General features: G+C 63.8%; 24 protein-coding genes, 1 tRNA gene and 2 pseudogenes. 13 read left to right on the forward strand and 14 right to left on the reverse strand.

From position 1 onward, the window contains the following. Nucleotides 1-37: 37 nt before the first annotated feature. The 4 genes from H3005_RS12115 to H3005_RS12130 all read right to left on the reverse strand — a co-directional run bounded on the left by H3005_RS12115 (nucleotide 38) and on the right by H3005_RS12130 (nucleotide 4,619). The gene (locus H3005_RS12115) at nucleotides 38-1,690 is read right to left on the reverse strand and encodes a M28 family metallopeptidase (protein ID WP_191078299.1); all 1,653 of its coding nucleotides are present in this window, start codon (nucleotides 1,688-1,690) and stop codon (nucleotides 38-40) included. Nucleotides 1,691-1,795: 105 nt separating this feature from the next. Beyond that, on the reverse strand, nucleotides 1,796-2,728 hold the full coding sequence (locus H3005_RS12120; RefSeq protein ID WP_191078285.1) for an MBL fold metallo-hydrolase: 933 nt from the start codon (nucleotides 2,726-2,728) through the stop codon (nucleotides 1,796-1,798). Between the two features lie 163 nt (nucleotides 2,729-2,891). Beyond that, nucleotides 2,892-3,188, reverse strand: a complete 297-nt coding sequence (locus H3005_RS12125; RefSeq protein ID WP_100554469.1) for a hypothetical protein — start codon at nucleotides 3,186-3,188, stop codon at nucleotides 2,892-2,894. A gap of 135 nt (nucleotides 3,189-3,323) precedes the next feature. Beyond that, a complete protein-coding gene (locus H3005_RS12130; protein ID WP_191078286.1) occupies nucleotides 3,324-4,619 on the reverse strand; it encodes a tryptophan--tRNA ligase in 1,296 nt (431 codons plus the stop codon). Between the two features lie 108 nt (nucleotides 4,620-4,727). Here H3005_RS12130 and H3005_RS12135 point away from each other — a divergent pair, with 108 nt between their 5' ends. Next, entirely contained in the window at nucleotides 4,728-5,534 is an 807-nt protein-coding gene (locus H3005_RS12135) for a hypothetical protein (RefSeq protein WP_089241426.1), read from the forward strand. Nucleotides 5,535-5,612: 78 nt separating this feature from the next. Here H3005_RS12135 and H3005_RS12140 read toward each other — a convergent pair whose 3' ends face one another. The 3 genes from H3005_RS12140 to rocF form a co-directional block, all read right to left on the reverse strand. Next, nucleotides 5,613-5,834, reverse strand: a complete 222-nt coding sequence (locus H3005_RS12140; RefSeq protein WP_089241428.1) for a CsbD family protein — start codon at nucleotides 5,832-5,834, stop codon at nucleotides 5,613-5,615. 212 nt (nucleotides 5,835-6,046) lie between these two features. Beyond that, on the reverse strand, nucleotides 6,047-6,184 hold the full coding sequence (locus H3005_RS12145; RefSeq protein WP_019661832.1) for an entericidin A/B family lipoprotein: 138 nt from the start codon (nucleotides 6,182-6,184) through the stop codon (nucleotides 6,047-6,049). Between the two features lie 167 nt (nucleotides 6,185-6,351). Then, nucleotides 6,352-7,272: an arginase gene (gene rocF / locus H3005_RS12150; protein ID WP_191078287.1), complete on the reverse strand. Its 921-nt coding sequence runs from the start codon at nucleotides 7,270-7,272 to the stop codon at nucleotides 6,352-6,354. Nucleotides 7,273-7,581: 309 nt separating this feature from the next. Between rocF and H3005_RS12155 the strand changes: the two genes are divergently transcribed. Then, nucleotides 7,582-8,445 carry a sel1 repeat family protein gene (locus H3005_RS12155; protein ID WP_133120127.1) on the forward strand — a complete coding sequence of 288 codons (864 nt, stop codon included), beginning with the start codon at nucleotides 7,582-7,584 and terminating at the stop codon, nucleotides 8,443-8,445. A gap of 643 nt (nucleotides 8,446-9,088) precedes the next feature. On the opposite strand, the gene H3005_RS12160 is transcribed toward H3005_RS12155, so the two are convergent. Continuing rightward, complete coding sequence (locus H3005_RS12160) at nucleotides 9,089-9,856, reverse strand: DUF3011 domain-containing protein (RefSeq protein WP_191078288.1); 768 nt, start codon at nucleotides 9,854-9,856, stop codon at nucleotides 9,089-9,091. A gap of 161 nt (nucleotides 9,857-10,017) precedes the next feature. Between H3005_RS12160 and H3005_RS12165 the strand changes: the two genes are divergently transcribed. Both H3005_RS12165 and H3005_RS12170 read left to right on the forward strand, forming a co-directional pair. Further along, complete coding sequence (locus H3005_RS12165; protein WP_191078289.1) at nucleotides 10,018-10,953, forward strand: hypothetical protein; 936 nt, start codon at nucleotides 10,018-10,020, stop codon at nucleotides 10,951-10,953. Nucleotides 10,954-11,453: 500 nt separating this feature from the next. Continuing rightward, a complete protein-coding gene (locus tag H3005_RS12170; protein WP_191078290.1) occupies nucleotides 11,454-11,858 on the forward strand; it encodes a hypothetical protein in 405 nt (134 codons plus the stop codon). A gap of 58 nt (nucleotides 11,859-11,916) precedes the next feature. Here the strand turns inward: H3005_RS12170 and H3005_RS12175 are convergent. Then, nucleotides 11,917-11,991 (reverse strand) — tRNA-Thr (locus H3005_RS12175). A gap of 168 nt (nucleotides 11,992-12,159) precedes the next feature. Then, complete coding sequence (locus tag H3005_RS12180; RefSeq protein WP_191078291.1) at nucleotides 12,160-13,341, reverse strand: hypothetical protein; 1,182 nt, start codon at nucleotides 13,339-13,341, stop codon at nucleotides 12,160-12,162. Nucleotides 13,342-14,525: 1,184 nt separating this feature from the next. Here H3005_RS12180 and H3005_RS12185 point away from each other — a divergent pair. After that, nucleotides 14,526-15,281, forward strand: coding sequence for a DUF5677 domain-containing protein (locus H3005_RS12185; protein WP_191078292.1), 756 nt, complete (start codon nucleotides 14,526-14,528; stop codon nucleotides 15,279-15,281). Nucleotides 15,282-15,331: 50 nt separating this feature from the next. Here H3005_RS12185 and H3005_RS12190 read toward each other — a convergent pair whose 3' ends face one another. From H3005_RS12190 to H3005_RS12205, 4 genes and pseudogenes are all read right to left on the reverse strand, one after another. After that, nucleotides 15,332-16,042, reverse strand: a complete 711-nt coding sequence (locus H3005_RS12190; protein WP_191078293.1) for a site-specific DNA-methyltransferase — start codon at nucleotides 16,040-16,042, stop codon at nucleotides 15,332-15,334. Continuing rightward, the gene (locus tag H3005_RS12195) at nucleotides 15,960-16,217 is read right to left on the reverse strand and encodes a Com family DNA-binding transcriptional regulator (RefSeq protein ID WP_331273765.1); all 258 of its coding nucleotides are present in this window, start codon (nucleotides 16,215-16,217) and stop codon (nucleotides 15,960-15,962) included. The genes H3005_RS12190 and H3005_RS12195 overlap by 83 nt, the downstream gene beginning before the upstream one ends. Then, entirely contained in the window at nucleotides 16,214-17,224 is a 1,011-nt protein-coding gene (locus tag H3005_RS12200) for a phage portal protein (RefSeq protein ID WP_191078294.1), read from the reverse strand. Before H3005_RS12200 ends, H3005_RS12195 begins: the two co-directional genes overlap by 4 nt. Next, nucleotides 17,224-18,951 (reverse strand): annotated as a pseudogene (locus H3005_RS12205) (terminase family protein). The gene H3005_RS12200 and the pseudogene H3005_RS12205 overlap by 1 nt, the downstream one beginning before the upstream one ends. Nucleotides 18,952-19,105: 154 nt before the next feature. Between H3005_RS12205 and H3005_RS12210 the strand changes: the two are divergent. The 8 genes and pseudogenes from H3005_RS12210 to H3005_RS12245 all read left to right on the forward strand — a co-directional run. Next, complete coding sequence (locus H3005_RS12210; RefSeq protein ID WP_191078295.1) at nucleotides 19,106-19,975, forward strand: GPO family capsid scaffolding protein; 870 nt, start codon at nucleotides 19,106-19,108, stop codon at nucleotides 19,973-19,975. Between the two features lie 32 nt (nucleotides 19,976-20,007). Further along, complete coding sequence (locus H3005_RS12215; protein ID WP_191078296.1) at nucleotides 20,008-21,021, forward strand: phage major capsid protein, P2 family; 1,014 nt, start codon at nucleotides 20,008-20,010, stop codon at nucleotides 21,019-21,021. 4 nt (nucleotides 21,022-21,025) lie between these two features. Continuing rightward, on the forward strand, nucleotides 21,026-21,733 hold the full coding sequence (gpM, locus tag H3005_RS12220) for a phage terminase small subunit (RefSeq protein WP_191078297.1): 708 nt from the start codon (nucleotides 21,026-21,028) through the stop codon (nucleotides 21,731-21,733). A gap of 104 nt (nucleotides 21,734-21,837) precedes the next feature. Continuing rightward, entirely contained in the window at nucleotides 21,838-22,305 is a 468-nt protein-coding gene (locus tag H3005_RS12225) for a head completion/stabilization protein (protein WP_191078298.1), read from the forward strand. Continuing rightward, entirely contained in the window at nucleotides 22,305-22,520 is a 216-nt protein-coding gene (locus H3005_RS12230) for a tail protein X (RefSeq protein WP_033833604.1), read from the forward strand. Before H3005_RS12225 ends, H3005_RS12230 begins: the two co-directional genes overlap by 1 nt. Before the next feature lie 2 nt (nucleotides 22,521-22,522). Then, nucleotides 22,523-22,876: a putative holin gene (locus H3005_RS12235; protein WP_033833603.1), complete on the forward strand. Its 354-nt coding sequence runs from the start codon at nucleotides 22,523-22,525 to the stop codon at nucleotides 22,874-22,876. Next, nucleotides 22,869-23,144: a phage holin family protein gene (locus H3005_RS12240; protein ID WP_100553315.1), complete on the forward strand. Its 276-nt coding sequence runs from the start codon at nucleotides 22,869-22,871 to the stop codon at nucleotides 23,142-23,144. Before H3005_RS12235 ends, H3005_RS12240 begins: the two co-directional genes overlap by 8 nt. Before the next feature lies 1 nt (nucleotide 23,145). Continuing rightward, nucleotides 23,146-23,556 (forward strand): annotated as a pseudogene (locus tag H3005_RS12245) (glycoside hydrolase family 19 protein); the annotation flags it as partial.

The raw sequence follows: 23,556 nt of genomic DNA on the forward strand, positions 1-23,556 counted from the left end.
AGGTTGCCGGCCAGCAGAGGCCGGCATTGCCGTGCGCTTACCGGCGGGCGGCTTCGCTCTTCTCGCGGGCGCCGTGGAATTCCGATTCCTTTTCCCACTGCGGCCAGCGACGGCTGTTGGCGAGCTCGGCGCCGAGGTCGTAGACCAGCAGGGTATCGGCTGCGTGACCCGCCGGATCCCAGCTCGGCGTCCACGCATCGCAGGCCTGGTGATAGCAGTCAGCAAAGTACTTCTCGCGCAGCGCGCGGCCAGCCTCGACACCCCCGTCCAGCTTGTCCAGGCCCGGGCCGATGGTGATCGCCGGCACGCCCAGGCGGGCGAAGGCGAAGTGGTCGGCACGGTAGAAGAAGCCGGCTTCCAGATTCGGGTCCGGGCTGTAGCTGCGGCCACGGGCCTTGGCCACGCGTTCCAGGTCGCCTTCCAGCGACACCCGGCCCTCGCCCCACGACGCGATGTCACGGGTGGCACCATCCGGGCTGAACATCTCGATGTTCAGTACCGCAGCGGTCTTGTCCAGCGGCGCCAGCGGGTGCGCGGCGTAGTAGCTGGCGCCCAGCAGGCCCTTCTCTTCGGCCGTCAGGGCGACGAAGTATAGGGTGCGCTGCGGCTGCGGGCCAGCGGCGAACACACGGCCCAGTTCCAGCACGGTGGCCACACCGGTGGCGTTGTCGATCGCACCGCGGCGGATGCGGTCGCCCTTGGCATCGGCCTGGCCGATACCGAAGGCATCCCAATGTGCGGAGAAGATCACCGCCTCATCGGCGTGCTCGCCGCCGGGCAGCTTGGCCACCACGTTGCGGGTCACCACCTGCTCGCGCTTGAGCGCGAAATCGACGCTCAGCTTGGCGTTGTCCAGCGCAACCGGACGGAAGTCCGCGCTCATCGCCTTGCGCTTCTCGGCATCGAAATCCAGGCCGGCGTCGGCGAAGATCTGTTCGGCCAGCTCCCGCTGCATCCAGCCACGCAGCGGCGTGTGCTGGGCCATCGCTTCGGCCTGGCCGCGCTCGATATCGAACAGCGGCGAGGTGCCCGAACTCTTCACCGTGGCCCAGCCGTAGGCGGCCGGTGCGGTTTCGTGCACGATCAGCACGCCTTCGGCACCACGGCGTGCGGCTTCCTCGAACTTGTAGGTCCAGCGGCCGTAGTAGGTCACCGCCTTGCCATCGAACGCACCCGGCGCATCGGCCTCGAAATCGGCGTCGTTGATCAGCATCACGGCGATCTTGCCGTGCAGGTCCACGTCCTTGTAGTCGTTCCAGTGGCGCTCGGGCGCGTCGATGCCGTAGCCGACGAACACCAACGGCGCATCCTTGATCTGCACGCGCTTGCGCGGCTGCAGGCTCTGCAGGGTCACGTCCACGCCATTGGCCAGCGCACGCTTGCCGCCCTTCAGGGCGAGACTGGCCTTGGCCGGGCCATCCAGCTGCGCGCGCACCAGCGGCACCGGCTGCACCCAGCTGCCGTCCACACCACCCGGCTGCAGCCCGTAGCTGCGGAACTGCTCGATCAGGTACTGCACGGTGCGTTCTTCGCCTTCGGTGGCCGGTGCCCGGCCTTCGAATTCGTCCGATGCCAGCACGCGCACATGACGCGACAGCGCCTGCGGATCGATGCCGCCGCCGGGCAGGTCATTGGCCGCATGGGCCAGGCCACCGACGAACAGGCAGGACGACAGCAGCAACACGCGCATCGGGTTCACGGCAGTACCACGGCTAGCTTGGAAGTCACCAGAGTGTAACGTGGTCGTGACATCGCGGCGCAGCCTGGGCCCGCGTCATTCACGCGTGGCGTGGATCTACCGCGACGCGCGGTCCAGCCAGCAGGCCAGGCCCTGTGCGTTGAGTTCGATATCCATCGCCAGCACCTCGGTTACCGCAGCCAGGTCCAGTGCGCAGCCATGCTGCTGTGCACGCTCCAGGTACAGCGCCTGCAGCGCGGCCAGCAGGCAGCGATGACGGTCGGGACGGCCGTCGCACTGGCGGCCGATTGCCGCCATCGCATCGATCTGTTCGAACAGATCCTCAGCCAGCTTTTCGACCTGTTCAACACGACCGTAGTGGGTCAGGTACATCGCCTGCGGTGCGTAGCCGAGCATGCGTTGGATCGACGCCTTCATCGCTTCCGGATCGAACTGCACCGGCGATGAGGTGGGGAAGATGAAAGCGCCCTGCGCACTGTCCAGTTCGCGGTAGGAGATACCGAAGGTATCGCCGGTGAACCAGCTGCGGCTGCGCGCATCCCACACGCAGTAGTGGTGCAGCGCGTGGCCCGGGGTATGCAACAGCACCAGCTCGCGGCCTGCCAGGTCGATGCGCTGGCCGTCGTCAGCCACCACCACGCGATGCTCGGGAATCGCTTCGATGCGGCCATAGCTGCGCGCGATTTCCTCGGCACCATAGACGGCGGTGGCACCGGCGATCAGCCGGGTCGGATCGATCATGTGCGGCGCGCCGCGCGGATGCAGCACCGCACGCGCATTCGGCAGCTGCTGCATCAGCAGGCCAGCGCCGCCGGCATGATCCAGATGCACGTGGGTCAGCAGCAGCCAGTCCACCGCCTCCACGCCCAGCCCGTTGTCGGTCAAGGCCTGCAGCATCGCCGGCACCGACAGGCCGGTACCACAGTCGACGAACGCGGCACGGCCGTTTTCGATGATCAGGTAGGCGGCATCGAAATCAGGCCGTTGGAAACCGGTATCGATGGTGTGGATGCTGGGATCGGCGGTCATCGACGCGCACCTGGCAGGATCGGGAACAGAGGCCCATGGTAGGCGCGCCGGCATGGCGTGATCGATGCGGCTTTGGTCGGATGGTGCCGGCCGCTGGCCGGTAACCCCGTGGGGGCTATGGTGAATGCAATTGCCGGCCAGCGGCCGGCACTACCAATCAGCCTCAGCGCAATGCGAACCGCGGGCGCAGCAACAGGGCCATCACCAGCACCGCCAGGAACGCGCCATAGGCATACAGCACCGCCAGCACCTGCGGCCAGATCGGTCCAGCGCCCGGCTGAACCAGACCGATGTGGTGGCCCCACAGCATCGCCACGATGCTCAGGGCGAGCGCAAGCGCCAGGGTGGCGCCATCGAACAGGCGCCGCCGCGCGGTACGCGGCTGGCGCGGGAACAGCCAGTACAGGCTGCCCAGCAGAATGAACCAGGGCAGGAACAGCAGCAGCGACAACCAGGCCATCGCAGACTCCATGTCATCGCGCCTGAGGCGCGCGGACATCATGCCATGGCTGCAATGCACTGTAGAGCCGAGCCGATGCTCGGCTGCTTTTCCGCCAAGCCGAGCGTGGGCTCGGCTCTACAAAGGTGGTGCAGGTCAGGCCGCTTCGCGCAGCACGGCCAACGCCGCCAGCACCGCATCGACCTCGGCTTCCAGCTTGAACAGATCGCTCTGCAGCTGGTCGCCCTGCTCGGCCTGCTTCAGCACGGCGATCAGCTGGCCGGCATCGCGCGGCGAGTCGAAGCCTTCGCTCTGGATCAGCAGCGTGCCGTCACCTGCGGTCAGCTTGAAGTAGAAACGGCCATCCTTCTCGCGGTACTGCTTGAACAGCGGCGGTGCGGCGCGGGCTTCACCGGCATCTTCGCTGGCGATGTCGCCGGCATCGGACAGATCACGCAGGCCCACCGCATGGCGCAGCTCTTCCAGCAGCGGTGCCGCCAGCTGCTCACGCAGCTGCTGGCCACGGCGCTTGAGCAGCGCCTCGATCTTTTCCGGCTCGGCCATCAGCGCGTTGTAGCGCTCGCGCAGCGGCGACAACTCGCTGTCGATGCGCTCGAACAGCTGCTGCTTGGCATCGCCCCAGCTGATGCCGTCGGCGAAGGCCTTGGCGAATGCGGCGGTCTGTTCCGGGGAGGCGAATGCCTGGTACATCTGGAACAGCGCCGAACCTTCGGTGTCCTTCGGCTCGCCCGGTGCACGCGAGTCGGTCAGGATCGAGAACACCAGCTTCTTCAGCTCTTCGCGCGGCACGAACAGCGGAATGGTGTTGTGGTAACTCTTGCTCATCTTGCGGCCATCCAGGCCCGCCAGCGTTGCCACCTGCTCGTCGATCACCACGTCCGGCAGCGGGAAATACTCCTTGCCGTACACATGGTTGAAGCGCTGGGCGAAGTCGCGCGCCATCTCGATGTGCTGGATCTGGTCACGGCCCACCGGCACCTGGTTGGCCTTGAAGATCAGGATGTCGGCCGCCATCAGCACCGGGTACATGAACAGGCCGGCGCTGACACCTGCGTCCTCGTCCTGGCCTTCCTCACGGTTCTTGTCCACCGCCGCCTTGTAGGCATGGGCGCGGTTGAGGATGCCCTTGCTGGCGATGGCGGTCAGGAACCACATCAGCTCGGTGGTCTCGCGGATGTCGCTCTGGCGGTAGAACCACACGTGTTCCGGGTCCAGGCCACAGGCCAGCCAGCTGGCAGCGATCTCCAGGGTCGCGCGCTGGGTGCGCTGCGGGTCCTGCGACTTGATCAGGCTGTGCAGATCGGCCAGGAAGAAGAAGCTCTCGATGTCCGGCGCGCGGCTGGCCGCGATGGCCGGACGGATGGCGCCAACGTAGTTGCCCAGGTGGGGCGTGCCGGAGGGGGTGATGCCGGTAAGGACTCGGGTCGTCATGACTGCGTACGGAAACCTTCTATGAACGGAGCCAGTTTACCGTGCACACGGTCAACCCCGTCAGGGCCCCCGGCACGTTCATTCACCCAACCCCGCTGGAGACGCCCGATGAAACGCCTGCTGCCCCTGCTGCTGATCCTGCCCCTGGCCGGCTTCCGCCCGGCCCCGCTGCCCCCGCCGATGCCGCAGGACGGCCCGGTGCGCGTGGCCCTGGTCGACCGCGACCGCGGCACCGAGCTGCGCAGCTACCCGGCCGACGGCCAGCGCTGGGTGGCCGGTGAGCGCGGCCATCGCTATGCGGTGCGCCTGTACAACGACAGCCCGCGCCGGGTGCTGGTGGTGCTGTCGGTGGACGGGGTCAACGCCATCTCCGGCGAAGATGCCGATCCCTCGCAGACCGGTTACGTGCTCAATCCCGGCCAGCGCGCGGACATCACCGGCTGGCGCAAGACCCAGGATGAAGTGGCCCAGTTCGTCTTCAGCAGCCCCAGCGGCAGCTACGCCAGCCGCACCGGCCGCCCCGACAACGTCGGCGTGGTCGGCGTAGCGGTGTTCGAAGAGGCGCGCCGCTGGTACCCGCGTCCGCAGCCGATCCTGCGTGATCGCGCCGGGCCGGCACCAGAGGCAGCCGAAGCCTCGGCGGCCGCCGATGCCAGTGCCAGCCGCATCGAAGGTTACTCGGCCAAGTCGCAGGCACCTGCGCTGGGCACCGGCCATGGTGCACGTGAGAGTTCCTCGGTGCGCGATACCGATTTCGAACGCGCCACCCGCAGCCCGGCACAGGTACTGCAGCTGCGCTACGACAGCGCCCGCAACCTGCGCGCGCGCGGCATCCTGCTCGATTCACCGTCGCGCCTGGACCGCCAGCCGCAGGCGTTCCCCAACCGCTACGTGCCCGACCCGCCGGCACGTTGATCGCCACACAGCGCAACGCCCGCACCTTCCGGCGCGGGCGTTGTCTGTGGGGGCAGAACGTGGGCGAGCGTGGCCCGGTTACTTGTAGTCCGGGTAGTCCTTGCTCACGCTGTCCTGGAAATCGCGGACCTCTTTCTCAGCGCGGTCCTTGGCCCAGCCATAGCGCTCCTGCAGGCGGCCGGCGAGATACTCGGCATTGCCCTCGGCCACATCGAAATCGTCATTGGTCAGATCGCCCCACTTCGCCTGGGCCTTGCCCTTGAGCTGGGACCACTTGCCGGAAATGATGTCTTTGTTCATTGCTGAGGCTTCCTTGGAATGCAACGGCGTTGTTACCGTGGCTGCAGCATCGCGCAGTGCACGTTGAAGCACGGTCAACCGGCCATGAAAACGCTGCTCACCTGCTTGAATGGTTCACTACGCATCCACACGCGGCATCCACGCCCCGCAATCGTGCATGAAAAAAGGCCGGGAAGATCCCGGCCTTTTCCGTACTGCGCACCACCTCAGGCTCAGTTGCCCTTGGCAGCATCCTCAACCTTCTCACCAGCCTTCTGCACGTCCTTGCCGGCACCGGCAACGGTGTTGCAACCGGCCAGCAGGGCCACCGAGAACATCGACAACAGCATCAGGGCAACTACGCGCTTCATGGGCTTCTCCTTGGGTTTGCCGCTACACCGCTCAATCACGGGGTTCGGTTGTATTGATCGGGGCGGCAGGCTGGTTCGAAGCCAACACTGCCGCGTGAGGTGCAATCTGGCGGCAGGGGCGTGGAGCGCGTGTGAACGGTTCGTCCAACCGTTCAGGCTGGGCCCTCTCAGTCGCGCATCAGGGTCGATTTTCCGAACAGGCTTTCCACCAGGTCCACGGCCAGTTCGGCGGTGCTGTTGTGGTTGTCCAGCAGCGGATTGAGTTCGACGATATCCAGCGAGCCCATGCGCCCGCTGTCGGCGATCATCTCCATCACCAACTGCGCTTCGCGGTAGTTCACCCCGCCCGGCACGGTGGTACCCACGCCCGGGGCGATGCTCGGGTCGAGGAAATCGACATCGAAGCTGACGTGCAGGTGGGTGTTCTCATCGATGCCGGCCAGCGCCGCTTCCACGGTGCGCTTCATGCCGTTCTCGTCGATGTAGCGCATGTCGTAGACATCGACCTTGTGGGTCTTGATCAAGCGCTTTTCTTCCGGATCCACCGAACGGATGCCGATCTGGTGCATCTGCGAAGGCTTGATGGCCGGCGAGGTGCCGCCCAGCTTGGTCAGCGCATCCGGGCCGAGGCCGCACAGGCAGGCCACCGGCATGCCGTGGATGTTGCCCGACGGGGTCACATCGCTGGTGTTGAAATCCGAGTGCGCATCCAGCCACAGCACGCGCAGCTCCTTGCCCTGCTCGCGGCAGCAGCGCGCGACTGCAGTGATCGAACCAATGCCCAGGCAGTGGTCACCACCGAGCATGATCGGCATGCGCCCGGCCTGCAGCTCGGCGTAGCTGGCTTCCATCAGCGCGTGGTTCCACGCCACCACTTCGTCCAGGTGACGGTAGCCCTGCACGGGCGCGGTCCACGGGTTGCGCGGGCCGTCCAGGTTGCCGAGGTCGCGCACGTCCACGCCACGCGCTTCCAGTGCTTCAGGCAGGCCAGCCACGCGCAGGGCTTCCGGCCCCAGCCGCGCGCCGCGATGGCCCGCCCCGATGTCGGTGGGGACGCCGATCAGGGTAACGGCGGGATGATGGGCCATGGGTGCCTCCTGCGAACGAAAAAGAAGCACAGTCTAGCCAGACGCATGTGACACCACTCGCGGCGGTGCAGCAGGGGATGGCGCCGCCATGCCGCAAAGGGACGACGGGCAACCGCGCGTAGGGCTTCCCCGGCCTTGTGGATCAGAAGTTCTTCCGCCTGTGATGGGGTTCTCCACACTGACGGATACGGCTCTATCGCTTTCCCGTCGGCGCAGCGAAGGTGCTCGCCCCAAATTGGAGGCAAGGATGTTCCTGCGTTGAATCGAAGAAAAATCTCACCCAGCTTCCCGAGGCCACTCAGCAAGCGCTTGTGTATCGGCACGCTCACGGTGTTGACGGCGTCCTGCTCGGTATCCGGCGCCGACACCTCCTCGGCAGGGCACGCGTCACTTCTGGAGTTGGAGGGTGCGGCATCTACCCATGAAATGGCCGATCCGCGTACTGCAAGGACCGATGCACAGCGATCCACCGCGCCGGTCAATACGCACATCGCATTGGGACCCAAGGCGTTCCTGATCGACATCAAGAGCCCCGAGTACAAAGGAGATGCCACAAGCTACATCGACGAGAGAGTACAGCGATCAAAAACAGGCGACAGCCAGGCAAGCTACGAAATACACGCAAGGGTTGCCAGTTGCAAACGCGCCCTCGATCCCGGCGACGACGGTGAGTACAAGGTGTACTCATCCATGGGTCTTGCCGAGCAGTTCTCGAGGCGTATCGAAGAAGAAATCGAGAACTGCAAGGCGATTGCCGAACGGACCGACATCACGGGAGAAAACTGGCTTTCACTGGCAGCCGCCCAAGGGTCGATTGAAGCCAGACTGATGTACGCCCAGAACCCTCGTACTGCCATCGGCGATCTCACTGAAGTTTTGTCAGATCCCAGCAGGCTGATCGACTATCGCCGGAACGCTGTGGAGTATCTAAGCGAATCTGTTTCCTCAGGGAACGTGGATTCGATCGAAGCTCTCGCAAACATCTATGACAGAGGAATAGTCGCCGAGCGCTCCTACACCAAGAGTCTCGGCCACTGGATGGCCCTGCAGCGCGTGCATCCAAGCCAATACTCCGCAGAATCGATAAGCCGCCTGTCCAGCAGCATGCAGACTGAGCAGATCATTAACGCGCAAGAGCTCTCAAGTGAAATCTACCGATCATGCTGCGAATGACTCTCGATTGATAATCCTACGAACCAAGAATAGACAGACGGCTTAATCATATGAAAACAAAGATACTTATTGCGGCAATCGCAGCCCTGGCAGCAGTCGTCGCACTTCCATTCGCGCATGCAACCTGGCCCTTCGGCAACGCTTCATCCGTATTCGGCCCAGCGTCCTGCACGCAGTGTCGTGGACAGATCCCACTTCCGGATACAGCGACGAAAGCATTTTTGACCAGATACGTGCAGGTAACGAACAAGAACAATTTTGGAAGCTACCAGGAATACATCCAACCAGGATCCAAAGTCATCATCTGCAACGCGTCCCACTGCGTGACCTACCAAATGACCGATAGCCAGGACTGGAATGGAACTTCGCGTGAACCCATTACGACGAGCCCTCCCGCTCGCGGCGGCGGCGGGAATGGCAATGGTGGCGGAGGCGGCGGCGGCGGTTACACCGGGCCCATCAGTGGCGGCAGCTATGGCGGCGGCGGCGGAGGGTCCGGCAAAGTCACAGTCGGCCCAGCCAAACCGTCCCGCCCCACCCACGAGGATTGACGGAGCTACGCGATAGCGTCATTGGCCTGCTTCTGCAGGCCAATTCACGCGCGAGCAGCCACATACCCGACTGCAAATCATGGGACACAGACTCAGCGCCGCTTGATCGGCGTAACGCTCTGCATCCGGCCGTCGTTGCGCATCATGCACAGGAAACGTCCATCGGGATAATCGATGATCAGTTCCTGGTAATCGGTTCCGACCGGCACCTGGGTCACCAGCGTGCCCTGTGCGCCTTTGCTTGCGTTGCACGCACCGAGCGCGGTATCGCCCGCTGGCGCGTTGGCTGCGGCCTTGGACATGTTGCGGAACGTCGCACGGCAACCACCGTTGACCCACACCGAATGCCGCGACAGGCCCCAGCTGCTGCCCTGCTCGCAACGGGTACGACTGAGCTGGCGCACGATCTCCACAGTGCCACGCGTGTCCATGTCGCAGGACACCTGGCGCTGATCGGTGGATTCGCAGGTCACTTCCCGTGGCAGCGCCGCATTGTCATCGCGATCCTGATCCCGGTGCTGCCTGCCCCCTTCTGCGGCCGCAGGGGAACCGACGCCGCTGACCTGGCAGATACCGTTGGCGCCGCCGCGCCCGGTGTAGCTGACCTGCGGTGTGCCGTCGTCGCCGGTGCTGATCGAAAGCGTGGTGCCGCTGTTGGCATCGCGCGCCTCGAAGTAGCGATCGTTGAAGCGCTTGAGTGTGGTCTCGCGGCCCTGCACGTAGACCGGCCCGCCTTCGTCGGCGTGCACGTCGATGCCACCCGGGCAACTGGCGTTGAAGAACGGCACAGCGGCCATTGCTGGAGCTGCGAAGGCGCTGGCGAGCAGCGCGATGGTCAACGACAGGCGGTGGTGGCGCATGGTCGGCTTCCTGGCAAGAGGTGTGCGGTGGCCACCAGTATGGGGGCTGCCGGAGTTGCTCTGTCGTGAGGAACATCAAGCCACCGGTCACCGGCCGCAGACCACCGCAAGCGGGCCAGCGCTATCATCGGCGGTATCACACGGACGTCCGGTACACACACATGACCGCCCTGCCCTTCGACCACGCGCAGCAGCTGCTGCTGGCGCTGCAGCAACGCATCCATGCGTTCAATCTGGACTGTGCGGCCGAGCATGAACTGGACATCCAGGACCCGGCCGGCCCGCTGTGGGCAGCGTTGCAGGAACGGGTGACCGTGGCGCCGTTGTACGGTGGCCTGCACGTGGAGTTCTTCGGCAACCCATGGGATGAGCCATTCGCGTGGACGTTGGCCTGCCTGTCCGACCAGCGCGTGGGCGATGCAGTCATGTCGCTGTCGTTCACCGGTCCGGACGAAGGGGCCAATGGCACGCGTGAGTGGGAGTTCACCGCGCTGCTGGACAGCGATGTGCGTTTCCCACGCCTTCGCTCGTTGTCGATCTCCCCGACCGAACCGGCCGACCACAACATGTCGCTGGTGCAGCGTGCGGGCACCATCATGGAAGAAGACGGCGAGATCGCCCGCTTCGTTTCCAGGGCGCCGCACCTCAGCGAACTGGTGGTGCCGAATGCACCGGATGCCGCGTTCTTCGAGGTGCCGCTGCCGCACCTGCACAGCCTGCGCATCGGCGGTGGCTCGGACACCCAGCGCTTCATCGACAACCTCGCCGCATCACGCAACCTGCCTGCGTTGGGCCTGCTGGATTTCAGCGAATCGACGGAGCTGCAGTTCTCTTGGGCCGACGCGCGCGAGGCTGATGCGGTCACGCCTTTCGCGGCCTATGAGCGCTTGTTCGCCAGCGACGCCTTCGCCGCCGTGCACACCTTTCGGCTGCGAAACAGCGCGCTGACGCTGGAACAGCTGCAGTCACTGCAGGCCATGCGCCCACGGTTGTCGTTCATGGTCATCCAGGCAGCGACGGGGGGCTATGTCAGCCATTTCGCCAAGGATGTGTTCCCGTGGCGGCACCTGGTGCCGGGTGATCCGGGGCAGCGTTGATCGCCCAGCTGGTGCGTATGATGGTTGAGTCGATTGCTTGGGGACGTGGTTAAGTTGGCTTGACACGCCGAGTTGACTTTGCGCCGCACGATAGCGGCGCCACGGCCTGTTTCAGGCTCCAATAGCACGCCGCGCAGAATGTCGTTTGTGCCTTGGGGGTTGGCCACGACAAGCCAATTGCGATAATTCATTTTTCCTTTCAAACAGCGCGATGCCATCGGAATAATCGACTGGCAGCGCGTGATTCTGCGTGCGCATGATGAATTGCCATCGACAACGGATGGCCGGGGCTTCCAACCCTGAGTGCTTGATGTATTTATGCTTGCCAGCCGGCGTCGCTGCTTCTTGAACGGCGCCGGCTGGCAATCCGTCTGCTGCCTTATGGCGGGCGGTGCGTGGGGGCCTTGTGCCCGCCGGTTTCATCAAGCGCCGGATTGGAAACCACGCATCGCCCGCCACCCTCTGCCGGTGGCGCCTCTGCTGCACCCGAGGATGCCCACATGTCCGCTCCTGACTATCCCTACCTGACCGCCACGCTGGGCGACGCCGCCGAACGTCTGCCCCCCGAGCTTGCGCAGCCACTGGAGGCTGCATTCGCCGCCGCCGTCGATGTCCCGGACCCGATCACATTGCAAGGCTGCCTGCAGCGCATCCGCAGCGGCGATGGTGCCGACGGTCAGCCGTGGCGCGGACCAGCGCTGACACCCGGCCAGGGCATGGCCATGGCACGCGCAGACCGTGCAGCTGCCGGACTGACCACCTTGCTGGAAATGTTCCACGCCGCCGAACGCGTGCGGGTGGATGGAGACGACGGGCAGCAGATCGGCGACGGAACGCGCGAAGGGCTACTGCTGGCGTGTCGGGGATTGGCGGAATACGTGGAGCTGCAGCTGCATGCGGCGTAGGCACACAGGCACGAGACTGCCCCAGGCAACAAAGGGGCAATTGGAGTTAGCCGGGAGATGGTGCCGCTTATCCGAATCGAACGGATGACCTACTGTTTACAAGACAGTTGAATTGTTAAATCGATTCAACGGCTTATGTTATTTTTTTTCCCGGTGAGCGTTCGTGGAACCGTTGGTAGTGCTAGAGCAGGTTGAGAATTTTCCCGGCACACAACCGATCAAGTTAGAGGCGGCTTCAGAGCAGAGGGTTTGCCGCAGCTCTGAGCCTTTCCACTAGTTGAGTGACGTCTCGCCGGTATGGCTAGACATCTGGCAACTGCACTGAGGGGGGGGCTGGGCTAGAAGCTCCTTTCTCAAGCTCCTTGATGAAACCGTCTAACCGCTCGCCCAGCAAAATCTGCAACCCTTGATCCACAATTTCGTACTGTCCAGTGGCACCGGTCGGTTCAAGGATCTGGTGCTTTGTGAGGCGCCGGATACGTGCCTGTACCTTGTAGGCGGGGAGCGGAACTTCGTCCGTCATTATCCCCATAATGCGGCGCGCATCCTCTGTGTAGACTGATTTTTCGCCGCTTCTTGCGAGCCACATTACGATTGCTATATCGAGATCGGAGAGTTGAGCGAACAGCTCGCCGAACTCCTCTGATTGCTTCGACTGCATCCAAGCGTCTTTCGCTTCCTCAATGGACGGATTTCGCTTGATGAGCATCCACAGAACGACTTCGTTGAGGAACAGCGGCACCCGGCAAAGCGTTCTAAACAGCTTCTTCAGCGCGTCGTGATCCACTTCTAGGCCGGCCACGTCCAGAAGATAGTTGGCCCGCGACTCGACAAAGTCGTCTCCTAGTGCAGGCAGCGTCACGCTGTGGGCAGAGCGGAAGAGCGGGGCCTTTGCCCGGTTAAAGAGCCTGGTTAGACCGTCACGCGACGACCCAGTGAAGACGATGCTCAGTGACCCTTCGAGGTCTTGAAGGGCGGTGCGGAACGCGGCTACAAAGTTCTCCGCGCTCTTTTCAGCAAGAGCCTGGAATTCGTCAAGCGCGATGACACAGTGCTCTCCCTTGCCAGAGATGATTCGGAGAGCTTTCGCAAGCCTGTTTTCGAGTGAGACTTCGGCCGACGGGGGGGCTTCCGCCGGTTCCCAGTTGCCTACAATTTCAACGCCTGCAACGTTGAAGGTTCCACGCACAGTCCGAAGCGTCAACGGCCTGCGCAACGCAGACATTGGGGTGGCGTATGCAATAGCTTCCAATCCCTCAACGAGAGCCAGTGACGGGTTGTCCCTGTTGCGCCATAGATCGACCCGTGCCGCAAACCAACCGGCTTCGTGCAGGGCGGGAAGGAGTTCATAGCGAACGAACCAGGTCTTGCCCTGTCGCCGGGGAGCGAACAGCGTCACATTTGCCCCCGTTACCAGTAGAGCGGTCACCTCAGCCAGCAGGTCTGGCCGGGGGAAGTAGGGGAGGCGGTCTGCCAAGGCCATGGATTAGCTCCAAATGAACAGGATTGCTAATATTATATAAACTATACTAATTTTAGCAAGTGGCTGAAATTTCAGCTATTCGTGGGCTTGCCCGTGGCTCAACCGTGCCCCTCGAATAGCCACCCACCCGAAGAAGTTGGCAGCTGCGACTTGGCCAACCTGTTCGCACGCACCACCTCCCGATATGCAGTGATCTTGGCCACATCCTCTCGGAGCCGGGCCTCATGCCTGGCCACCCACATCTCGGCGCCGGCGCGGCCCTGCTCGTAGCTACTGCAACGGCGGGATGGCCCACCGGGCCCATGCCGGTGCCGATCTAGAGTGGCGATCCAGGTGTTGTCGTCAACGCGCTGCGACATGGCCACCACCCATACCCCGTCGCAAGCGATCACGGTCAGCGGATCGCTGGGCCAGCTGGCTGAGCGCGTAGTCCAGTAGAAGTCGAGGGGCAGCGGCATGGGCGGAAGAATAAGGCTGGCCGTCGCAAAGGCTGCGACAACGCGGTGTGCGGCCAGGGCAAGTGCATGCGCGGCAGCAGAGATGCCAAGGCAACCTTCCGGCCCTTTAGTTGCAAAAAATCATTCGGCCACGGGGAAGTAGCAATTTCTGCAATCGACGCTTCCAATCCCTATAAATTACTTATAAATCAATTATTTATCCATCTATATCAATGGCAATAATTGGGCAACCTTCGAGCAACCACATTGCCTTTTGAGGGGGCAACTTCGACAGGATTTTTTTCCCTTAAAAATCAATGACATTACATTTTGGGGCCTTGGAAATTGCTTTGAATTAACATCTTTTGCAATCTCATATAACCCTACATATCAATGACTTACAGTGATAAACGATGGCCGATTGCAGATGTTGCCCCTTTCCGGACACCCCCCATCCCCCTAAAGGGACACGCCGACGGCGCTCGCCACCCAAGGCGCGTAGAAAAGCCCCCTTGCGCGCAGGGAACCGCAGGGTCGGCAGGCACTCGGACACCCCGGAGAAAGCCATACAGGGCCTCGCCGGGGGCCTGCTGCAGGGGGTGCAGGAAAAACACCCCATGAAGTGCGCAGGCGTGGCGGGGAGACGAGTGCGCACGCCGGGGGGTAGTCGCTGCCGTCCGTACCTGATCGGGGCAAACCGTATGCATTCCGTGTAACACTTCGCCTTCGGCCCACATGGACAACCGCATGAGCCTTGCGCAGCACGCCCTCGCCCTGTCAGTCCGTCAGGTCGATGCGGTCACCGCCTTGATAGCCGAGATGCGCCCACCCCTCGATCCACCCGGCCGGCCCCAATGCGCGCTGTTCCTCACAATCGCGGAGCAGTTCGACGCCACGGTGTGCCTAGCGCAGGCCAACCTCCTGACCCATGGGGCCGTGCATGTGCGCTCGATGATCGAGGCCACCGCAGACCTGTTCATGCTTGGCCTGAGAGATAACCACGTACGACGCATGCAATATGAAGAGGCCAACGGCGCCAAGCGGTTCTATGAGCGCCTGCTCGAATCCCACCAGCTGACCGCTGCGGACCGCGAGATGATCGAAACCAATCTGGCCGAATGCCTCGCGCGTTACATCCCGCTGCATGAAGAGTTCAAGAAGGACAAGCTCTATGAGGTGGAGAAATTCACTGACACAGAGTTGCCTGAGTTCATCGGCATCTACTCGATGCTGTGCAGCTTCGTCCACAACGACCTCACCGCTCTGTCGCTGCGCCACCAGCGGGACACGCCAGGAATGATCTTTCGCGCACCGCTGGACGCCGGAATAGCGTTCCTGATCCTGCAAGCCGCTCAGCACGCAATGGTGCGCTCGGCCGAGTACATCGGCGAAATCGCGTGGTTCCCGCCCGGTCACTTCGAGCAGCACATGGATACGATGCACAGGCTGTACCGGCAGTTGGTGGACAGTCGCCCTCTACAGCGAGCCGATGCGCCTGCGTAAACAGAAAAGCCGCCCGTGGGCGGCTTGTGGGGACTGCACTGCGTAATGGCTTAGGGGCTGGGCAGTCGGGCACGCGCCACGTCGAAGTAGTGCCCGGTCATCTCGATGCCGGTCCAGCTGTAGCCCTCAAGATCCGCAGCCACCAGCGTCGTGCCCGAGCCGGCGAACGGGTCGAGGATGCGCCCGCCCTGCTCGCAGATCCGCACCAGCTGACGCATGAGGTCGGTCGGCTTGCCGGTCATGTGGTGCTTGTCGGCTTTGCGCACGGACTCGCGGAAGACGCCCGGCAGCGTTGGCGCAGCCCGGCCCAGCGGCATCCCGCCCTTGCTACCCCACACGACGTACTCCGCTTGGTTGGAGAACCGGCCGCGTTGCGGACGCACGCCGCCCGTCTTGTCCCACACCGCCACACCGCGCCAGGTGAAGCCGGCGCACTGCAGCGCGTCGGTGGTCAGTGGCAGCTGCCGCCAGTCGGTGAACAGCAGCACCGGTGCGCCATCCCGCAGGACGCGATTGCACTGCGCCAACCACAGCTGCATCCATGCCAGGTGCGAGCGCTGGTCGCGTTCGTCGCTGGGGAAGTCAGCGTGCAGCTGCTGGGCACCGCTCTGCATGTATTTCTCGTTCGGGCTGCGCTGGCGGGCAAAGGCATGCACGCCACCGCTGGCATACGGCGGGTCAGTGATGAGGGCGTCGAAGCTGTTGGCCGGCAGGGTCGGCAGGACGCTCAGTGCATCGCCGTGGATCAGTTCGTTTTTCATGGGTAGAGCCTTCTTCGTGGTGTCGCTCGCGGCGATCCGTGGAGAGGCTCTGGGCCTTCATATGGTTCATATCCCCACAGCGGGGGCATTTCATCTGTAGGTCATAGTCGCCGGCGGCCCTGGCCAGCAGTCGGGCACAAGCGCCGCAGCGCAGGTTCTGGCGGCCGGTCATCATGCTGCCGCTCCCAGCTCGAAGGGGTGGAAGCGGATCACCTCATCGCCCAGCCATTCGTTGAGCGCGGTCAGCCGCGTCTGCAGGGGTGACAGTTCCATCGCAGTCCACACGGTCGCCGCCTCGCGGATCGAGCCGAACCCGCCGCTGTTCTGCGGCACGATGCCCAGTAGCTGGGGCGGTGTGCGTAGGGAGGCCAGCATGTCGTCACGGGTCACGCTCTTGATCCCGGTGAACTCGTCCTTCGCCGCAACCTCGCTGACGGGGATCAGCCTCAACCCGTCTTTGTTTCCGCCCGGGGAATGCAAAAACAGGTTGCGGAAGTTGCCCGGCCCGCGCGACTCGCGCAGTGCATTCCGGATGCCGTCCACATCGTCTTTCTCGGTCACCGAGTCGGTCAGGTACAGGATGAACCCAGCATGCGAACCGTTGTTGTAATACTTCCGGCGAAACAGCGTCGCCGATTCGTTCAGCAGGGCCGACTGCACCGCCGGCATCCACTCAGGTAGCCCGTAAATCTCCTGGTCAACGTCTGCCTCGCGCAGCTGGAACACATCGCCGCGAGCAAACTCATGCTCGATCTGACCGGCGCGGATCTGGAAGAATTCGCCTGGCTCCACGCCTCGGCGGACGTACTTGGCCAACGGCACTGCCAGCGAGTGATTGACACCGGACATAGCGCGGCGCCGCTCGACATAGGCCATGCCGAAGGTGATGTAGTCCAACGCCAGCTGTGCGAACGCCTCACGGCTCAGCAGCTTGTGCGGACGGAATGTGCTGACGAGCATGTTCCGCTTGAACGTCAGCCCGCTGTGCAGATAGGGGTTGGCCCGAGTGGTGCGGGACAGCCCATGCAGATCCACGGGCGGCTCGAAGTAGCGTCCGTTACGCCAGCATTCGAGATAGTCGAGGATGCCGCGCGAGTCCAGCACCGGCGTGGGGTCGCCAAAGGTGAACGCCTCGACGCCGGCAGGCGCGGTCGCGGTAGCGCCCTGGTCAGGGTCAGTCATCAGAAAATCTCCATGGAGCCGCGCGCAGCGGCGCCGCCTTCCAGCGGTTCGTTCTGCAGTGCGTGCATGAGTGCCCACGCCAGATCGGCGTGGCCTGTGGTGCGCGAGCGCCCAGCCGTGTAGGTGACCTGGCGCCCGCTCGGGGTAATGGTTTTCTGGATCGCCAGCAGGGACTGCGTGACGTCGGTCCAGCCTGCGTCGTACTCCAGACGCTCGTTCTTGATGACATCGAACGCCTTCAACACCAGACGGGTCTTCACCTCGGGCGAGTAGTTGAAGATGGTCACTCCGGGGAAGAACTGGCGCACCAACTGCGCCACGCCGGTGCCCATGCCGGTCGCGTCGATGCCGATGTAGGTCACCCAATACCGCTTGGTAACCTGCTGGATGAAAGCAGCCTGCGCCGCAAAGTCCATGCCCTTGAACTGATGGCGCTCCAGCACGCGGAACTTACCGCCGGGCACCTGCGGCGGCGCCACAATGACGATGCCCGCGCTGTCGCCTGTCTCGGCCGGGTCATACCCGATCCACACCGCGCGGTCGCCGTAGGGGCGAATGGCCAGCGGCTTGAAGTCGTCGGCCCACTCCACCCAGCTATCGACCTGGCACGGCTGCAGCATGGTGAGCGGGAAGATGCTGGCGCTGTCGTCCACGAATTCGCACATCAGCAGATTGGCGAATTCCTCGGCGCTGTAGTCGCGGCGCAGCTCCTCGATATCGAACAGGTCGCAGCCTCGGCCTGCCGCGTCCAAAACGGTCACGATCTGGCGCCACATAGCATCCTCACACCGGCGCCCGCCCATCAGCCGCGCGTGGCTCACATCCATCTGGATCTGCTGGGATACCGGCCGCCCCTTGTTGAAGCGGTCGCCGGTCCAGAAGTCAAACGCTTCGTGCGCCATGGTTGATGGCGTGCTGAAGTAGGTCTTGCGCCACTTCTTGTGCATCGCCANNGCATCGCCATGCCGCTGGCGACCTTGTTCAGCTGGTTAAAGCCGTGGGTCCAGAAGAACTCGTCGAAGTAGAAATTGCCGTGATAGCCCTGCGCGGTGCGGGCGTTCGTCCCGAGGAAGAACAGCTCGGCACCGTTGGCGAGGGTGATCGGATCGCCGGTCAGATCGCGGTCCAGCACCTCGCGCACAAAGCCGCGCATGTAGCCCAAGAAGATATGGGCCTGGCTCTTTGAAGCACTGAGGAAAATCTGATTGCGGCCCGTGGTCAGCGCATCGATCAGCGCCTCGCGCGCGAAGTAGTAGGTGGCGCCGATCTGGCGGGATTTCAGGATCACCCGCGTGCGTTCATTGCCAGCCCGATACCAATCGCGCTGGTAGTCGAAACACCCGTCCACGAACGCCGTCTGCAGGCGTTCGATCTCTTCATCGCTGAACTCGTTCTTACGTGCCTTCTTCTTCGGCGCGGCGTTGCGGTTGGCCACCGCAGGATTCAAATCGACTTCGTTGCCGCCGCCCTGGTATCGCTNNCTCTTTGAAGTCGCCGCCGGTCTTCCCTTCCTTGTGGATCAGGATGGCCAAACGCGCCTCCAGCGCGCCACCAATGCGCTCCACGGCATCGGCGCGGTCCCATTCGTCTCGCGCCTTCCAGCTGTGGATCGTCTTTTCTTTCTCGCCGATCAGGCTGGCGATATCGCACACGCGCCACCCCATCCAATACAGGAACTTGGCTTGGCGCCGTGGATCGACGTGGAGTTTTTCGGCTACGCTGGTCACGTGAACAGGTTGCCCGGCGCCACGCGCGCGCGACACGAAAAACCTTCGTAGAACAGCGGCTTACACGCTCTGTGCGTTGCTGCGGCCTCGCCCTCATTCGACCATGGGTCATCGCATCGAGAACCGATGCGCACTGACACCAGCAGAGGGCGAAATGGCCGGCAAGACCGACAAAAAGAAGCTGCGTTCCAAGTTCTTCCGCGTCGCCGTCGAAGGCGCAACCACCGACGGCCGCGTAATCGAGCGTCAGCACATCACCGATATGGCCGCGTCCTACGATCCGCAGCTGTACGGCGCCCGCATCTGGGTGGAGCACCTGCGCAGCCTGATGCCCGACGGCCCGTTCAAGGCGTTCGGCGACGTCCTTGCCGTGAAGGCCGAAGAGGTCGAAGTGGGCGGCGTGAAGAAGCTGGCCCTGTTTGCCCAGATCGAACCGACCGACGCCCTGGTGGCGATGGTCAACAATGACAAACAGAAGCTCTACACCAGCATCGAGATTGCGCCGAAGTTCGCCGACACCGGCAAGGCGTACCTGCAGGGCCTGGCGGTGACCGACACCCCGGCCAGCCTGGGCACGGAAATGCTGGCATTCGCTGCTCAGAACCCGGACAAGAATCCGCTCGCCTCTCGCAAGCAGGCACCCGACAACCTGTTCACGGCGCTGGAGGAAACGGAAATCGCCTTCGATGAGGTCGAGCAACCGGCGCCGCGCGTCAGCAAGATGCAACTGCTGCTTTCAGGCATCGGCCTGCTGCCGAAGCCGGCACCGGAACCCGCACCGAAGGATGAGCCTGCGGCCGACGCCTCCAAGTTCGCCGAACAGCTTCTGGCCACCTTCACCGCGCAGGAAGACCGCATCGAGCAGCTGGCCGAGGAGAACCGCAGCCTCGCCACCAAGGTCCAGAACCTCACCGCACAGGTGGCCAGTGTGCGCAAGACCCTCGATGACACCCCGCAGACGTTCAGCAAGCGCCCGCCGATTTCCGGCAGCGGCGGCAACGTCGGCGACGCCACCGACTGCTGATCCCCACCGGCCCCCACTCACGGAGCAACGCAATGCGTACCGAAACCCGTACACAGTTCAACCAGTTCACCCGCCGCGTGGCCGAACTGAACAACATCGAATCTGCCGCCCTGTCCTTCTCGGTCGATCCAAGCGTTCAACAGACCATGGAACAGCGGATTCAGGAAAGCAGCGCTTTCCTGTCCGCCATCAACATGCCCGGCGTGATCGACCTCAAGGGCGAGAAGATCGGCGTGGGCGTCAACGGCACCATCGCCGGCCGCACCGATACCAGTGGCGACGCCGAGCGTGTTCCGGCAGACGTGACCGCTCTCGACAGCTTCGGCTATGAGTGTGTCCAGACCAACTACGACACCGCCATTCCCTATCCCCGTCTCGATGCCTGGGCACGCCAGCCGAACTTCCAGATCATCCTGCGTGACTCGATCACGCAGCGTCAGGGGCTGGACCGCATCATGATCGGCTTCAACGGCACCAGCATTGCAAAGACCACGAACCGTGCGGCCAACCCGCTGCTGCAGGACGTGAACAAGGGCTGGCTGCAGAAATACCGCGAACACGCATCGAAGCGCGTCATGGGCAAGGGCAAGACCGACGGCATGGTCAAGGTCGGCGGCGCCAACAAGGACTATGCGAACCTCGACGCCCTGGTGATGGATGTGGTGTCGTCGCTGATCGACCCGTGGCATCAGCAGGATCCGAACCTGGTCGTCGTGCTCGGCCGCGATCTGGTCCACGACAAGTATTTTCCGCTCATCGACAAGGACAACGCGCCGACCGAGCAACTGGCCGCGGAGCTGGTGCTGGGCGCCAAGCGCATCGGCGGCCTGCGTCCGGTGATCGTCCCGTTCATGCCGTCGAACGCCCTCATGGTCACCTCGCTGGACAACCTGTCCATCTACTGGCAGATCGGTGGCCGCCGTCGCTACATCATCGAGCAGCCGCACAAGAACCGCGTGGCCAACTTCGAGTCGTCCAACGATGACTACGTTGTCGAGGACTACGGCCGTGGTGCAGTGGTCGAGAACATCAAGGTCGGGGACTGAGGTCATGGCCGACAGTCCCGCGAAGCGACACCTGCAGCGCGTGGAGGCCGAGGAAGCGGCCAAGCGCGCAGTGGGGGGCAACCTGATGGAGGGCACGCCGATCTATCAGCAGACGTTGCTGCAGCTGGCGACCGACCGCGCTCGACTGAAACAGATCCAGTCGAGCCAGGCCAAGGGCCAGCTCAAGGCCGCCCTGCTGCCGACCTACGATGCGTATATCGAGGGTGTCCTCGCCGCCGATGCAGGTGGCCAGGATGACGTGGTGTCCACGCTGATGCTATGGAACATCGACGCGGGACTGTACGACGCGGCGCTGAACATCGCCGCCTACGTACTGGCCCACGGCCTGGCGATGCCCGACCGATTCGAGCGCACCGCCGGCTGCGTCGTTGCCGAGGAGATCGGCATCGCCGCGCTCAACGCGTTGAAGACGGGCGCAGCGTTCGACCTCGGCGTGCTGAACCGGGCCGTCGAAGTTACCGACGGTCACGACATGCCCGATCAGGTCCGCGCCCGGCTGCTCCTGGCCCGCGCTCGCGGCCTGCTGCCACCGGATACCGACGGCGCGCCGCTGGATGGGGAGGCTGTAGGCCAGGCCATTGACGATCTGCGCAAGGCCATCCAGCTGCACGACAGCTGCGGCGGCAAGGAAGACCTCAAGCGCGCCGAGCGTTTGCAGAAGAAGTTCGAGGCCAGTCAGTCCAACGACTGACCTCACACCGAGCGTACCCCGCAACCCCGCCGGCTCGGGGCCGATCACCAAGACCTCTCTCCCTTGGTGTGACGCCCCGACCACCGGCGACCTACGAGGCCACCATGAGCGGTTTTGTCGCCAACGCATCACCTGCCACCAAACAGCCCAACGTCACCGCCGGCGTGTTCTGGCCGGAAATCGACGTAGCCGTGCTGCGTGAAGCGATCCGCGTCCCCGGCGACATTCCGGCCCCCCGGATGCGCAGCACTGTGGTGTCGGCCGTCATGGACGTAACGCGGGAATTGGAAGCTTGGCAGGCAGGCAAGGAAGCCGCCGGCTACACCGCCCTGGCCGATGTGCCCGCGCAGGTGATCGACGGCAGCACGCGGCTGGTGCATCTGTTCCTGCGCGCGGTCGGCTGCGCCACCGCCGTCGAACTGCACGAGCGCTACCGCTCCTATGACGCCACCGCACAAGGCAACCAGCGTGCGGAGGAACTGACACCGACCATTGATGAGATCCGCCGCGATCTGCGTAACGCCATCTGCGACCTGCAGGGCTTGCCGCGCGTCACGGTGGAACTGATCTGATGCGCGTCGTCTCGATGCAGGGCGACACGCTCGACGCGCTCTGCCACCGGCACCTGGGCACCACCGCCGGCATGGTCGAGAAGGCGCACGCACTGAACTACGGCATCAGCCTGCATGGGCCGGTCCTGCCTATCGGCACTGTCGTGGAGCTACCCGACGTACCCGCACCGTCCACCGGCGCCGCGATGCGCCCCCTTGTTCAGCTATGGGATTGATGATGACCGAACCAACCTCTACCGGCAGCATGGCAGCACTGGCAACGGGGGTCGGCCTTGCGTCGATCCTGCCGGGGATCCAAACCGATGCGTTCCTGGGCGCGTTCGCCGGCGCCACCCTGTTCGTCGTGTCGGCCAAGAACCTGCCGATCTGGAAGCGCTTGGTGTATCTGGCCATCAGCGTCGTGGCCGGCTACCTCGGCGGTACCGAGGTGATGCAGCGCTTCGGCGTGGTGTCCACTGGCCTTGCCGCGTTCATCTGTGCGGCGGTCATCGTCACCCTGACCCTGAGCCTGATCGAGCGCAGCCGCACCGCTGATGTGACCCGCCTGCCGCGTGGAGGCTCCGATGGCTGAGTTCCTGACCACTGCCACGCTGCTGTGCAGCCTGGCCATCTGCGTCCGCCTGCTGACCTACCGGCCAGCACCCGGCGCCAACCACCGCCCCGCCATCGCCTGGTGCGCATGGCTGCTGATCGCCTCCACCGGCGGCCTGGCGCTGCAGATCATGCTGCAGGGCGCGCGTGCCCACGTCACCGTCTGGCAGCTGCTGCTACTGCTGGTCCTGCTGGTGGCCACCTATCGTTCGCGCGGCAACGTCGCGCACCTGTTCGGGAGCAACTGACGTGCTGACCGCCCCACAACTGGCGCAAATCATGCAGTGCCCGCTGGCCCGCGCTCAGCGCTGGGTGGCGCCCTTCAATGCGGCCATGAAGCGTTTCGGGATCAATACGCCCGTGCGCGCCGCTTACTTCCTCGCGCAGGTCGGCCACGAGAGCCTGAGCCTGTCGCGTGTTGAGGAATCGCTCAGCTACAGCCGCGAGCGCCTGCTCGAAGTGTTCGGCAAGTACGTCGAAGGCCCCGAGGCTGCTGCGTTCGTCCACCAGCCGGCGAAGCTGGGCAACCGCGTCTATGCCAACCGCAACGGCAACGGCAACGAGGCCGGCGGCGACGGCTTCGTCTATCGCGGACGTGGCCCGATGATGCACACCGGCCGGGGCAACTACCGCCACATCGGCCAGCTGATCGGCCAGCCG

The organism is Stenotrophomonas sp. Br8 (assembly GCF_014763005.1).
Taxonomy (GTDB): domain Bacteria; phylum Pseudomonadota; class Gammaproteobacteria; order Xanthomonadales; family Xanthomonadaceae; genus Stenotrophomonas; species Stenotrophomonas lactitubi.